At 70.2% G+C, this 12,941-nt stretch carries 13 protein-coding genes; 4 read left to right on the top strand and 9 right to left on the bottom strand.

The window, feature by feature from the left end; all coding sequences use genetic code 11:
- Positions 1-9 precede the first annotated feature (9 nt).
- Positions 10-369, bottom strand: a complete 360-nt coding sequence (locus ACFTZL_RS11850) for an NADH-quinone oxidoreductase subunit A (RefSeq protein WP_003992243.1) — start codon at positions 367-369, stop codon at positions 10-12.
- Positions 370-1,094: 725 nt separating this feature from the next.
- Here ACFTZL_RS11850 and ACFTZL_RS11855 point away from each other — a divergent pair.
- Together ACFTZL_RS11855 and def are read left to right on the top strand one after the other, a co-directional pair.
- The gene (locus ACFTZL_RS11855) at positions 1,095-1,934 is read left to right on the top strand and encodes a C40 family peptidase (RefSeq protein WP_382580615.1); all 840 of its coding nucleotides are present in this window, start codon (positions 1,095-1,097) and stop codon (positions 1,932-1,934) included.
- A 282-nt stretch (positions 1,935-2,216) separates the two neighbouring features.
- Positions 2,217-2,843: a peptide deformylase gene (def, locus tag ACFTZL_RS11860; RefSeq protein WP_382580617.1), complete on the top strand. Its 627-nt coding sequence runs from the start codon at positions 2,217-2,219 to the stop codon at positions 2,841-2,843.
- A gap of 24 nt (positions 2,844-2,867) precedes the next feature.
- Here the strand turns inward: def and ACFTZL_RS11865 are convergent, their stop codons facing one another.
- Positions 2,868-4,163 carry a geranylgeranyl reductase family protein gene (locus ACFTZL_RS11865; RefSeq protein ID WP_382580619.1) on the bottom strand — a complete coding sequence of 432 codons (1,296 nt, stop codon included), beginning with the start codon at positions 4,161-4,163 and terminating at the stop codon, positions 2,868-2,870.
- Between the two features lie 239 nt (positions 4,164-4,402).
- Here ACFTZL_RS11865 and ACFTZL_RS11870 point away from each other — a divergent pair, with 239 nt between their 5' ends.
- On the top strand, positions 4,403-4,714 hold the full coding sequence (locus ACFTZL_RS11870; RefSeq protein WP_189728562.1) for a PASTA domain-containing protein: 312 nt from the start codon (positions 4,403-4,405) through the stop codon (positions 4,712-4,714).
- A 20-nt stretch (positions 4,715-4,734) separates the two neighbouring features.
- Here ACFTZL_RS11870 and ACFTZL_RS11875 read toward each other — a convergent pair whose 3' ends face one another.
- The 4 genes from ACFTZL_RS11875 to ACFTZL_RS11890 are packed head-to-tail and all read right to left on the bottom strand — an operon-like array spanning position 4,735 to position 9,307.
- The gene (locus tag ACFTZL_RS11875; RefSeq protein ID WP_382580622.1) at positions 4,735-5,430 is read right to left on the bottom strand and encodes a demethylmenaquinone methyltransferase; all 696 of its coding nucleotides are present in this window, start codon (positions 5,428-5,430) and stop codon (positions 4,735-4,737) included.
- 57 nt (positions 5,431-5,487) lie between these two features.
- The gene (locus ACFTZL_RS11880) at positions 5,488-6,582 is read right to left on the bottom strand and encodes an acyltransferase (RefSeq protein WP_382580624.1); all 1,095 of its coding nucleotides are present in this window, start codon (positions 6,580-6,582) and stop codon (positions 5,488-5,490) included.
- Entirely contained in the window at positions 6,582-8,825 is a 2,244-nt protein-coding gene (locus ACFTZL_RS11885) for a bifunctional polysaccharide deacetylase/glycosyltransferase family 2 protein (RefSeq protein ID WP_382580626.1), read from the bottom strand. Before ACFTZL_RS11885 ends, ACFTZL_RS11880 begins: the two co-directional genes overlap by 1 nt.
- Positions 8,826-8,839: 14 nt before the next feature.
- A complete protein-coding gene (locus tag ACFTZL_RS11890) occupies positions 8,840-9,307 on the bottom strand; it encodes a hypothetical protein (RefSeq protein ID WP_382580627.1) in 468 nt (155 codons plus the stop codon).
- A 211-nt stretch (positions 9,308-9,518) separates the two neighbouring features.
- Between ACFTZL_RS11890 and ACFTZL_RS11895 the strand changes: the two genes are divergently transcribed.
- Positions 9,519-10,574: a chitinase gene (locus tag ACFTZL_RS11895; protein WP_382580629.1), complete on the top strand. Its 1,056-nt coding sequence runs from the start codon at positions 9,519-9,521 to the stop codon at positions 10,572-10,574.
- 31 nt (positions 10,575-10,605) lie between these two features.
- Here ACFTZL_RS11895 and ACFTZL_RS11900 read toward each other — a convergent pair whose 3' ends face one another.
- From ACFTZL_RS11900 to ACFTZL_RS11910, 3 genes are all read right to left on the bottom strand, one after another.
- On the bottom strand, positions 10,606-11,052 hold the full coding sequence (locus ACFTZL_RS11900) for a hypothetical protein (RefSeq protein ID WP_382580631.1): 447 nt from the start codon (positions 11,050-11,052) through the stop codon (positions 10,606-10,608).
- Between the two features lie 17 nt (positions 11,053-11,069).
- Positions 11,070-12,269 carry a cyclic dehypoxanthinyl futalosine synthase gene (gene mqnC, locus ACFTZL_RS11905; protein ID WP_382580632.1) on the bottom strand — a complete coding sequence of 400 codons (1,200 nt, stop codon included), beginning with the start codon at positions 12,267-12,269 and terminating at the stop codon, positions 11,070-11,072.
- Between the two features lie 70 nt (positions 12,270-12,339).
- A partial coding sequence (locus ACFTZL_RS11910) for a prepilin peptidase (protein ID WP_382580634.1) occupies positions 12,340-12,941 on the bottom strand: 602 nt, incomplete at its 5' end.

Raw genomic sequence — 12,941 nt, forward strand, 5'->3', positions numbered from 1 at the left:
AAAGGCCCCTCAGTCCCATTCCAGGCCGCCGCGCCGCCATACGTACGCGTACGCGACGAAGACGGTGAGCACGAAGAGCAGCATCTCCACGAGCCCGAAGATCCCCAGGGCGTCGAAGGTGACGGCCCAGGGGTAGAGGAAGACGATCTCGATGTCGAAGACGATGAAGAGCATCGCCGTCAGGTAGTACTTGATGGGGAAGCGCCCGCCGCCGGCCGGCGTGGGGGTCGGCTCGATCCCGCACTCGTAGGCCTCGAGCTTGGCCCGGTTGTACCGCTTCGGCCCGATCAACGTGGCCATGACCACGGAGAAGATCGCAAAGCCTGCCCCGAGGGCTCCCAGTACGAGGATGGGCGCATACGCGTTCACCGCTCCTCGCTCCTCTCAGTCGGCACTGACTGCTGGCGGTTTGCATCGGGCTCACTTCCGCCCCGTCCGTCCCGCGAACCCCGCCCGCCCCGGCGAAGATCGGGAACATGTGAAGCAGGTCACAAGCCCAACCGCGTGCATCTTATGCCTGTCGCTCTGTGATCTGCGACACGGGGTATTACTCAACCTTTGTGATCTCCACCACCTGACGAAGGATCATGAAGTCGGATGAGCGGTGATCTTCACACGCGAAGCGTCCGGGCGATCACCAGACGTGACATTTTACCTAGTCAGCGCAGGCCAGAAGGGCCGTCTCAATATCAAGATGGTTCCCTTGCATGCAAATTGGTGATGGACTCGATCTCTTGATAGAGGCCGCGTTCACACATCAGAGGGCGTGTGGAGCGGAGTGTGGACACGTGCACGCGTTCACGATCTTCGCGAGGCCGTGACCGGGTCGTGATCCACGGCGCGCGACGCGACCGCCGGGCCGACCGTTCCGTGACCTCCGTCACATGGATGAGAGGCGCATGAGAACGGGGCTTGGCCAAGCAACCCAACCGGTGGTAGGTGTGGGGCAATTCGGGCGTATTGATCAAAGACCGTGATCACAGGCCGATCACGGTGTGCCCGCAATGTCCGTTACGGCGTCAATAAAGGGCCTCGAGCGGGGGTTTTGAGGGCTCGATTGAACAACTGTGGCGCAGCACACGTTTCTTGAAGATATGAAGGAGCCCCTGGTACCGGTTGTTCCCATGTCCCACACCGCTCACATACGCAGCCACCGGAAACCCCGCCGCAGTGCGACCTCGACGATCGCCGTGCGTGCCGGAGTCACCGGTGGCATCCTCAGCCTGGCAGCGGCGGGTGCGTCGGCCTCGGCGAGCGCCGCCGAGCCGGTGACGCAGACCATCGAACTGCCCACCCTGACGGCCGATATGGCCACTCAGGTCGCCCAGTCCGCGGACGCCACACAGCAGGCGGCCGCGAACTACGAGCTGCGCGCCGAGCGTGACGCCGCCGCCGCCAAGGCCGCCACGGAGGCCAAGAAGGACCTCGCCGAGGCGAAGAAGAAGGCGGAGGCCAAGAAGAAGGCCGCCGAGGCCGCCCGCAAGGCCGCCGCCGAGCGCGCCACGCGCAGCGCCGAGCGAGCCACCCTCTCCGCTTCCGCCTCCGCGTCGACGTCGACCTCGACGACGGCGCCCGCCAGCGGCAGCGTCGCGACCGTCGTCGCCTTCCTCAAGGCACAGGTGGGCGACGCCTACGTCATGGGCGCCACCGGTCCCAGCGCCTGGGACTGCTCCTCCCTCGTGCAGGCCGCGTACAAGCAGGTCGGTGTGGATCTGCCGCGCGTCTCCCAGGACCAGTCGATGGCCGGCACGGACGTGTCGCTGTCCAACGTCCAGGTCGGCGACATCCTCTACTGGGGTGGCAAGGGCTCCGCGTACCACGTGGGTGTCTACATCGGAGACGGCCAGTACCTGGACGCGGCCAACCCGTCCAAGGGCGTCGTCATCCAGGACCTGTCGGGTTACCCGGCGTCGGGCGCGGTACGCGTCCTCTGACGTCACGCATTCGGGTTCGAGGGCCGCTGCCACTGATGGGCAGCGGCCCTCCCGGCGTGTCCGCACCCCTCCTGCCGCCCTCACGGGCCGTCTCCCGGCCTTTCGAGGCCGAAGCGTGCCCGGGGGCAGGCCGAGCCGTAGCGCGGTGCTCAGACGGCCCTCTGGCCCCTCCGGTCGTCCCTGCGGCGACGGTCCGCTGTGGCCGGACTCCTCCTGGGACGGGCACGTGGGTTCTGTTGTGATGAGTGCCGGTCACCACAACCCACACCCGAGGAGAGCAGGATGCCCAGCGTCTTCGTGCAAGGACGGCCCGTCGACTCCTACCCGCGGCTCGCGCCCGAGGCCCGGCACGGGAAGGTCCGGCGGATCACCGAGGTCGGCGAGGAGGTCCTGCACAAGCCGTGCCGGGACGTCACCGAGTTCGGCCCGGACCTCGCCGCGCTCATCGACGACATGTTCCTGACGATGTACATCGCGGACGGGGCCGGACTCGCGGCGAACCAGGTCGGTGTCGACCTGCGGCTGTTCGTGTACGACTGCCCGGACGACGACGGGGTGCGGCACGTCGGGCACATCGTCAACCCGGTCCTGGAGCCGCTCGACGCCACTCGACGGAGGCTGCTCGACGAGGGCGAGGGGTGCCTGTCGGTGCCGGGCGCCACCATGGACGTGCCCCGGCCGGACCGGGCCGTCGTGCGCGGGCTCGACAGGGACGGCGAGCCGGTCGTGATCGAGGGCACGGGGTACTTCGCCCGCTGCCTCGCCCACGAGGCCGACCACTGCGCCGGGCAGCTCTATCTGGACCGGCTCTCCCGGCGGGAGCGGAAGGACGCGCTGCGGCAGGTGGCGGACCGGCGGGACGAGGTGCTCGCGCGCCGGGCCGCCAACGTCGAGGCGCTGAGTGCCTGATCAGGCAGGGCGCCGCGGGCGTGATCAGGCCTTCGGGGCCACCTTGCTCAGCCCGTTGATGATGCGGTCCATCGCGTCGCCCCCGGTCGGGTCCGTGAGGTTCGCGAGGAGCTTCAGCGTGAACTTCATCAGCAGCGGGTGCGTGAGACCGCGCTGGGCCGCGATCTGCATGACCTTCGGATTGCCGATGAGCTTCACGAAGGCACGGCCGAGTGTGTAGTAGCCGCCGTACGTGTCCTTCAGGACGCGTGGGTAGCGCTGGAGGGCGAGTTCACGCCCCGCGGGGGTCGCGCGGGCGTGGGCCTGGACGATGACGTCGGCGGCGATCTGGCCGGACTCCATGGCGTAGGCGATGCCCTCGCCGTTGAAGGGGTTCACCAGGCCGCCGGCGTCGCCGACGAGCAGCAGGCCCTTGGTGTAGTGCGGCTGGCGGTTGAAGGCCATCGGAAGCGCCGCCCCGCGGATCGGCCCGGTCATCTTGTCGGGGGTGTAGCCCCAGTCCTCCGGCATGGACGCGCACCAGGCCTTCAGGACCTCGCGCCAGTCCAGCTCCTTGAAGGAGTCGGAGGTGTTGAGGACGCCCAGGCCGACGTTCGAGGTGCCGTCGCCCATGCCGAAGATCCAGCCGTAGCCGGGCAGGAGCCGGTCCTCCCCCGGGCCCCGGCGGTCCCAGAGCTCCAGCCAGGACTCCAGGTAGTCGTCCTCGTGGCGGGGACTTTCGAAGTACGTCCGTACGGCCACGCCCATCGGGCGGTCCTCGCGGCGGTGCAGGCCCATCGCGAGGGACAGGCGCGTGGAGTTGCCGTCGGCGGCCACGACGAGCGGCGCGTGGAAGGTGACCTCGCGCTTGTCCTCACCGAGCTTGGCGTGCACGCCGGTGATCCGGCCCGTGCGGTCGTCCAGGATCGGCGCGCCCACGTTGCAGCGCTCGAACAGCCGGGCGCCCGCCTTCTGGGCCTGCCGGGCGAGCTGGTCGTCGAAGTCGTCGCGCTTGCGGACGAGGCCGTAGTCGGGGAAGGAGGCGAGATCCGGCCAGTCGAGTTGGAGCCGTACTCCGCCGCCGATGATCCGCAGGCCCTTGTTGCGCAGCCAGCCGGCCTCCTCCGAGATGTCGATGCCCATCGCCACGAGCTGTTTGACGGCGCGCGGGGTGAGGCCGTCGCCGCAGACCTTCTCGCGCGGGAACGCGGTCTTCTCCAGCAGGAGGACGTCGAGTCCCGCCTTGGCGAGGTGGTACGCGGTCGTGGAGCCGGCCGGCCCCGCGCCCACGACGATCACATCTGCGGTGTTCTCGGAGAGAGGCTCGGTCACGACGGTCACGGCGGGATCTCCCCAAGCTTCGGAATCTGTGTGCCGGCCGGCACAGGACATGGGCAGTCTATGCAGCGGTATGGATCACCCGGCCGAAGGGCTGCCTCGGCGAACCGAGCCCCTGTTGACGGAGCGTAATCGACTGTCACAGAAAGACATCCGTCGCTTCCGGCCGGTGCGGGACCGGAGTTACCCTTCCTGTACCGCTGGGGGTGACATCTGTGCAGATATCCCGCAAAGCACCCGAAGTGCGCGTACCGCGTCTGGTCGGTCTGATGGCCGTGGACGCGCGCGAGACGGCCCGGGCGCGGGGCCTGTTTCTCAACGCGCCGGACCGGCCCGACTTCCATCTCGCCGTCGTCGACTACGTCGTACGCCAGTACCCGCAGCCCGAGGCCGAGGTGCCGCGGGACTCGATGGTCTACGTGTGGTTCGACTTCGGCCCCGGCGAGGGCGGCGGAGGCGTGCACGAGCCGCGGATCCCGAGACCGCCCAGGGGCGGTCTGCAACGGGAGCTGGACGAGCCGGGCGACCCGTACATGGTCCTCAGCTCCCCGTAGAGGGCAGCCGCCCAGGGGGTTCAGCTCTCCTTGAAGCCCCGGTGCAGGGCCACGATCCCGCCGCTCAGGTTGCGCCAGGCCACCCGCGACCAGCCGGCCTTGCCCAGCCGCTCCGCCAGCGCGGGCTGGTCGGGCCAGGCGCGGATGGACTCGGCGAGGTAGACGTAGGCGTCGGGGTTGGAGGACACGGTCCGGGCGACCGGCGGCAGGGCGCGCATCAGGTACTCGGTGTAGACGGTGCGGAACGGCGCCCACGTCGGGTGCGAGAACTCGCAGATCACGATCCGCCCGCCGGGCCGGGTCACGCGCTGCATCTCCCGCAGGGCCGCGTCCGTGTCCTGGACGTTGCGCAGCCCGAAGGAGATGGTGACGGCGTCGAAGGTGTCGTCCTTGAAGGGGAGCCGCGTCGCGTCGCCCGCGGTGTAGGGCAGCCAGGGCCGGCGCTGCTTGCCGACCTGGAGCATGCCCTGGGAGAAGTCGCACGGGACGACATAGGCACCGGTCTGCGCGAAGGGCAGCGAGGAGGTGCCCGTGCCCGCCGCCAGGTCGAGGACCTTCTGCGCGGGGCGCGCGTCGACCGCCTTGGCGACCTCCTTGCGCCATCGCCGGTCCTGGCCGAGGGACAGCACGTCGTTGGTCAGGTCGTACCGTTCCGCCACGTCGTCGAACATCGAGGCGACTTCGTGCGGCTGCTTGTCCAGGGATGCGCGGGTCACGCGCCCATTCTTGCAGCACCCCCGCACAGGGCCCCCGCACAGGGCCTCCGAGTGTCCTCACGGCAGGAGCCGGGGCTTCTTCCGTGCCGCCACGTCCTCCACCCACCCGCACAGCAGCACGAACACCGCGATCAGCACCCAGCCGACACCGAACATGAACCACTGGCTGTCCAGCGGCAGGTACGCCTCGAAGGCGGGCACGTCCCAGAACCGGTCGATCAGCGGTACGGCGAGGATCAGGGCGATCTCGTGCCAGAGGTAGAGCGTCACAGCCCGGGCGTTGAACACCGTGACGAGCCGGTCCAGCCGCCGGAACCGGGCGAGCCCCGCGAAGTCGGTCCGGAAGCGGGCCTTGGCGTACATCAGCAGCGCCACGAACCCGGCCGACCAGAAGGCCTGCGCGAGCGGGTTCTCGTCGAGGTCGTACGTGCCGTACTCGGCCTGGTGCGCGAGGGCGTACCAGCCGCCGTACGCGAGGGCGGCCGACGCCAGCGGGAGCACCGCGGCGGGCTTCAGCCGGGCCAGGACGCCGTCGTGGTGCGCGAAGCCGAGGAGCCAGCAGAACAGGAACGTCGCCAGGTCCCACAGCGCCGCGCCGAGCCGGTCGTCCGGCGGCTGCCACACGAACCGGAAGACCAGGATCGGCCCCAGGGACAGCAGCAGCACCGGGACGGGGGCGAGCCGGAAGACCCGCAGCAGGAGCGGGGAGAGCAGCACGAACCAGAGGTACGTCCGCAGGTACCAGAGGATCTCCCAGGCCTGCTCGCCCCAGGCGTTGCCCGGCGGGTCGCCGAGCGGCACCACCCAGTAGACGATCTGCCACCCGGGCATCCAGCCGTGCACCAGCATCGCGCCCACCACGAACACGCCCCAGAACCAGAAGGGCGGCAGCAGTCTGCGGACGCGGCTCCTGATCACCGTGAGCGCGGGGCGCTGGAGGGACCTCGCCATGAGGGTGCCGGCCAGGGCGAACATGACCCCCATGGAGGGGAAGACCAGCCCGGCCCAGGCCCAGCCGAAGGTGTGGTACGTGACGACGCGGACGAGGGCGACGGCCCGCAGGGTGTCGAAGTAGCGGTCCCGCACCGGGGTGCCACCGCGTGCGCCGGCCTCCGGGAGTGCCCGCTCGGCCGTCCTGCTGTGCGCCCCCATCAGCCGGCCCCCGCCGGGGTGCCGACCTCGCCGGTCCGCTTCAGCTTCTGCCAGCGCAGCCGGCCGCCGGTGAGGGCGGTGACGCAGGAGTGGATGAGGACGAGGTACATCATCTGCCGGTAGGCCAGTTGCTGGAGCGGCATCATCAGCAGGTAGCGGTACTTCTCGCGGTCCAGGCGGAAGGCGTACGCCGCGCACACCAACTGGACCCCGAGCACCGCGAGCCAGGCCAGCAGCGCCGCCTTGAAGTCGATGAAGATCATCGAGTAGGCCGTGAAGACGTCGATGAGCGGCGCGAAGACCGGCGTGACGATCTGGAACAGCACCACCAGCGGCATGCCGACCCGCCCGAAGCGCCCCGAAGGCCCCTTGTCCGTGAGGGACTTGCGGTGCTTCCACAGCGCCTGCATCGTGCCGTACGACCAGCGGTAGCGCTGGGACCAGAGCTGCTTGAGCGAGCCCGGCGCCTCGGTCCAGGCGCGCGCGTGCTCCTGGTAGACGACCCGCCAGCCCGCTCGGTGCATCGCGATGGTGATGTCGGTGTCCTCGGCGAGGGTGTCCTCGCTCATGCCGCCGACCTGGAGCACCGCCTCGCGGCGGAACGCGCCGATCGCGCCGGGGATGGTGGGCATGCAGCGCAGCAGGTCGTACATGCGCCGGTCGAGGTTGAAGCCCATCACGTACTCGATGTGCTGCCAGGCGCCGATGACGGTGGTGCGGTTGCCGACCTTGGCGTTGCCCGCGACCGCGCCGACCTGCGGGTCGGCGAAGGGCTGGACGAGCTGCCGTACGGTGTCCGGCTCGAAGACGGTGTCGCCGTCCATCATCACGACGATGTCGTAACCGGCGCTGCGCACACCGTTGTTCAGCGCCGCCGGCTTGCCCGCGTTGGCCTGGCGGATCACCCGGACGTTGGGCATGCCGAGGGACTCGGCGATCTCGGCCGTGCCGTCCGTGGAGCCGTCGTCCACCACGATGATCTCGATCGGATGCGTGCTCTGCGCCAGCGAGTTGAGGGTGTTGGCGATGCACTCCTTCTCGTTGTACGCCGGGACGATCACGCTCACCGGCCGGGTGACCGTCGGCCCCCAGCCGAAGCGGCGCCTGTTGCGCAGGCGGTAGTGGCGGCGGGCGAGGACGAGCATCATCCCGAAGCGGCCCATGACGGCCACGCCGACCACCATCAGGCCGACGGACAGGGTCGGCACGGCCCACTCGGCGACGGTCACGGCCGCGACCAGGGCCTTGCCCTCGTAGAGGATCGCGCCGGTGGCCTCGCGGTGGGCGGCCTGGAGACGGGCCCCTCCCCCGGCTGCACCGGGGACACCGGCCGGCGCCTGTCCCCCGGCGGCCTGTTGCCGCTGTTGCTGCTCCATGACGCCGCTGATGGTGGTGAAGGTGTACCCCTTCGCCCGCATCTTCTCGATGTACCGCGGCAGCGCCTTGATCGTCTGCGAGCGCTCGCCGCCCGCGTCGTGGAAGAGGACCGACGCGCCCTTGTTCTTCTTCGGCGTGGCCCACTGGACGATCTTCGAGGCGCCCGGCCGCTTCCAGTCGTCGCTGTCGGTGTCGACGAAGACGCTGGTGTAGCCGTCCTGGCCGAGCTTCTTGTAGACGGGCCAGCTGTAGTTGTCGATGGCGTCGGTCTCCGAGGAGTACGGCGCCCGGAACAGGGTGGTCGTGATGCCGGCCGCGCCCGCCAGCGCGAGCTCGGTCTGCTCCATCTCGCGCCGGACGCGGGCGTCGCTCTGGTACGACAGATCGACGTGCGTGAAGGTGTGGATCCCCACCTCGTGGCCCTGCTCGACCATGTCCGCCGCGATGCCCGGGTAGCGCGACACCATCGAGCCGACCAGGAAGAACGTGGCGGGCACGTCGTACTTCTCGAGGATCGCCAGCACCTGGGGCGTCCAGGTCGGGTTGGGGCCGTCGTCGAAGGTGAGCGCGATCGTCTTGTCGGGGACGGAGACGGTCGTGGCCTGTCCGCCGCGGAAGGTGACGATGGGCCCGCCGTCCAGGACGTCGTCCGGTACGTCGCTCGAGCTGGCCCCGGTGCGCACGCGCTGGTCGCCGCCGACCTCGGCACGCAGATAGCCGTCGAGGAGCATCACGCAGATCAGCGCGAGCAGGAGCAGCAGGGCGAGGATGACGCGCGGCTTCTGCAACGCGGCGGCCTTTCCGGCGGCCCGCTCCATCCGGGAGGGGGCGCGGCGGCGGCCGCGGGAGGGGGTGGTCGTGGTCATACGGCGGCCCCCGGTCAGTTGGAGCCCACGGCCGCGGCGGCGGAGGCCGAGACAGAGGGGGATGCGGTGGACGGGGACGTGCTGGACGGGGACGTGGTGGACGGGGACGTGCTGGAACCGGCGGTGCCGTCTTCGGTGACCTGGGGCGGCGCCGAAGGGACACCGCTCGGCGGGGCGGCGCCCGGGCCCCCCGGCCCATCGCCCTGCGGCCCTCCGCCCTGCGGCCGGCCACCGCCGGGCCCGCCGCCCGCGAACGGCAGCAGCTGCGACGGTGTGAGCGAGGTGCCCCAGCCCATGAAGGCCGCGCCGAGCACGGCCGCGTACCCGAGGCAGACGACCCCCAGGAGGAGACCGATCCGGCGCAGCAGCCGGGCCCGGCGTCCGGAGTTGTCAACGAACACGGGCCCTTCGGCGGACTCGTTGCCGCGTTTGCGGCGGCGACCGCGGGTGACGCGGCTTTCGATGGCAGGCTCGGAATGCATTCCCCGGACATTAGGCGGCCTTTATGTGCCCTAAACTTGGGTTCTGATGTGAGAGACCCATGAGAAACGACCGAAGCTGTCCTTTCTCTGAGAGTCATCGGGAACGCCTGCGGAACTCGTTCTGAGCGCCCATCATCGTGAGACGTTTGCTGCCGGGAAACGTACTGGGGGTTTGGACCTTTATGACCTCACGAGAACGGGAGCGTGCGCTATGAGGAGTCACCGGAAGCGGGCAGCGGTCGGGCTGGGCTGTCTGCTCGCCCTGGCCGGCACGGCCTGCTCCGAGCAGGGCGAGGCGGCCCGCCCGGCACCCCCGGCGTCGGCCGCGCCCGGCACCTCGTCCCCTGCCGAGTCCGGCTCCGAGTCCGATACCGGCACAGGCACCAGTACCGGCACCGCGTACGCCCCGTACGTCGACGCCAAGGACGCCGCCGCCACCGACTCCGCGGGCTCTCCCACGACATACAACCTGGCCTTCGTGCTGGCCGGCGGCAGCGGCTGCACCCCGCGCTGGAACGGCACGGACGCCCTCGGCGACTCGGCGGTGAAGTCCCGTATCGCGGGGCTCAAGGAGGACGGTGCTCAGGTCCGGGTCTCCTTCGGCGGCGCCTCCGGCAAGGAACTCGCGACGGCCTGCGACAGCGCGTCGGAGCTGGCGGCGGCGTACGGCAAGGCCCTCGACGCGGCCGGTGCCACCCGGGCCGACTTCGACATCGAGGGCGACGAGTTGGCCGACTCCGCCTCCATAGAGACGCGTTCGAAGGCGATCGCGCTGCTGCAGAAGGAGCGTACGGATCTGGAGGTCTCCTTCACGCTGCCCGTCATGCCTTCCGGATTGGGCAAGGACAGCCTGGCGCTCCTCGCCTCCGCCAACGACAACGGCGTGAAGGTCGCCACCGTCAATCTGATGACGATGAACTACGGCAGCTCGTTCGACGGCGACATGGGCGGCTACGCCCTCGCGGCCGCCAAGGCCTCGCACACCCAGTTGAAGAAGGCCTTCGGCACCTCGGACACGACCGCCTGGCGGGGCATGGCGCTCACCTCGATGATCGGTGTCAACGACGTGGCCAACGAGACCTTCACGCTCGCCGACGCCGCCGAGGTCCGCGCCTTCGCCGAGGGCAAGGGCATCGCGTGGGTGTCGATGTGGTCGGCGGCCCGGGACCGGCAGTGCGCGGACCGGGCGAAGACCGACAAGCCGGCGACCGACTGCAGTGGGGTGAAGCAGAGTTCGGGGGCGTTCGCGGAGGAGTTCTCGGGCTGACGCCGTATCAGCGGCGTCGAGCGCCGTCGGCTCAGCGCCGCCGGTGCACCAGCCGTCCCGCGCACACCGTCGCGACGCACTCCCCCGCCTCGTCGAAGACGGCGAGGTCGGCCCGGCCGGTCGGGACGAGGGCGGTGCGGCGCGTACGCGGCAGGACGACGACGTCGTTGCGCTCGGCGGCGGCCCGGAGTTCCGCCGAGTCGACGTACTCCTCCAGGACCGCCACCGCGCCGAGCTTCAGCACCGCGTGGACGCGTTCGCGCGGGCTCGGGGCGTCCGGGAGCGGGCCCTCGTGGACGCGGGCGGGGCCGAGGGTCCCGGGCCAACTGCGCACCCGGGCCTTCGGGAACGCCTCGCGCACGTCGTCGAGTTTCCCGACGGCACCGATCCGGTCCCGCCCGACGACCACGGCGCCGTTCTTGACGGGATCGGAGTCCCAGGTGATACGGACCGCGTCCGCCGTGTGGATGGTCTCCAACTCTTACCCGCCGCGAGCTAGTTGGGGGCGAGCAGCTTGAGCTCGGGGTGAGCCGTGCCGCCCTCGATGGCCGTGGACGAGAAGTGCGAGACCACGCGGTCGTCAGCGGGGTCGTTCGCCGGGTCGTCGTGCACGACGAGGTGCTCGTACGTGGTCGCCCGCTGGGCGGGCACCCGCCCGGCCTTGCGGATGAGGTCGATGATCTCCAGCCGGTTGGAGCGGTGCTTGGCGCCGGCCGACGACACCACGTTCTCCTCCAGCATGATCGAGCCGAGGTCGTCGGCGCCGTAGTGCAGGGAGAGCTGGCCGACCTCCTTGCCCGTCGTCAGCCAGGAGCCCTGGATGTGGGCGATGTTGTCCATGAAGAGCCGCGCGATCGCGATCATCCGCAGGTACTCGAAGAGCGTGGCCTGCGTGCGGCCCTTCAGGTGGTTGTTCTCGGGCTGGTAGGTGTACGGGATGAAGGCGCGGAAGCCGCCCGTGCGGTCCTGTACGTCCCGGATCATCCGCAGGTGCTCGATGCGCTCGGCGTTGGTCTCGCCGGTGCCCATCAGCATGGTGGACGTCGACTCCACGCCCAGCCCGTGCGCGATCTCCATGATCTCCAGCCAGCGCTCGCCGGACTCCTTCAGCGGGGCGATGGCCTTCCGGGGCCGCTCGGGCAGCAGCTCGGCACCGGCACCGGCGAAGGAGTCGAGCCCGGCGGCGTGAATGCGCTGGATCGCCTCCTCGACGCTCACCTTGGAGATCCGGGCCATGTGCTCGACCTCGGACGCCCCCAGGCTGTGGATGACGAGCTGCGGGAAGGCCTGCTTGATGGCGGAGAAGTGCTTCTCGTAGTACTCGACGCCGTAGTCCGGGTGGTGGCCGCCCTGGAACATGATCTGGGTGCCGCCCAGCTCGACCGTCTCCGCGCACCGGCGCAGGATGTCGTCCAGGTCGCGCGTCCAGCCCTTGGCGGTGTCCTTGGGGGCGGCGTAGAAGGCGCAGAACCGGCACGCCGTGACGCAGACGTTCGTGTAGTTGATGTTGCGCTCGATGATGTACGTCGCGATGTGCTCGGTCCCCGCGTACCGGCGGCGGCGTACGGCGTCGGCGGCGGCGCCCAGCGCGTGCAGCGGGGCGTCCCGGTACAGCACGAGCGCCTCGTCCGGGGTGATCCGCCCACCGGCGGCTGCGCGGTCGAGGATGGGCTGAAGGTCGGCCTTCTCGGTCACCGGGCGTCCCTTTCGTAAGGGTTGTGGACGGACCAGCCCAGCGTACGCCAGGGGTTGTGAGGACCGGACGTCAGGCCGTGTACGCGCCCACCAGCAGTCCCAGCAAGGCGCCCGTGATCAGGAACGGCCCGAACGCGATCGCCGTCTTGCGCGAGGCCCGCCGCGCGACCACGAGGGCGCCGCCGTACAGTGCGCCCAGCAGAAACCCGGCGAAGGTGCCGAGCATCACGGTCGGCCACCCGTACCAGCCGAGGACCGCCCCCGTGCCCAGAGCGAGCTTGACGTCGCCGAAGCCCATCCCCGCGGGGTTGATGAGGAACAGCACGAAGTAGCCGCCGCCCAGCGCGAGCGAGCCGAGCAGGGCGGTCGTCCACTCCCCCGCGTGCTCGGGCACGAGCGCGGTGAGGCCGAGCAGGGCGAGCGCGGCCCCGGCGAACGGGAGCGTGAGCGGGTCGGGCAGCCGCCGCACCCGGAAGTCGACGGCCGTCAGCAGGACCCCGACGGGGGCGAGCAGCAGCCAGACGCCGAGTTCGGGGCGGGTGCCGGTGGCGGCGGCGAGGGCGGCGCAGACGAGGGCGGTGGCGATCATCAGGGGGACCGTGCGCGGCCCGTATGCGGCGTCCTCACACTCCGGGCACGAGACACGTCCCAGCCAGCCCCTGAGAGCATGCC

This window comes from Streptomyces sp. NPDC056948 (assembly GCF_042674225.1).
Taxonomy (GTDB): domain Bacteria; phylum Actinomycetota; class Actinomycetes; order Streptomycetales; family Streptomycetaceae; genus Streptomyces; species Streptomyces purpurascens.

What these genes read in the sequence shown, in the direction of transcription:
- ACFTZL_RS11885 (WP_382580626.1), bottom strand. Translation starts at nt 8,825, where the DNA reads ATGACCACGACCACCCCCTCCCGCGGCCGCCGCCGCGCCCCCTCCCGG.
- ACFTZL_RS11855 (WP_382580615.1), top strand. Translation starts at nt 1,095, where the DNA reads ATGAAGGAGCCCCTGGTACCGGTTGTTCCCATGTCCCACACCGCTCAC.
- ACFTZL_RS11895 (WP_382580629.1), top strand. Translation starts at nt 9,519, where the DNA reads ATGAGGAGTCACCGGAAGCGGGCAGCGGTCGGGCTGGGCTGTCTGCTC.
- ACFTZL_RS11880 (WP_382580624.1), bottom strand. Translation starts at nt 6,582, where the DNA reads ATGGGGGCGCACAGCAGGACGGCCGAGCGGGCACTCCCGGAGGCCGGC.
- def (WP_382580617.1), top strand. Translation starts at nt 2,217, where the DNA reads ATGCCCAGCGTCTTCGTGCAAGGACGGCCCGTCGACTCCTACCCGCGG.
- ACFTZL_RS11890 (WP_382580627.1), bottom strand. Translation starts at nt 9,307, where the DNA reads ATGCATTCCGAGCCTGCCATCGAAAGCCGCGTCACCCGCGGTCGCCGC.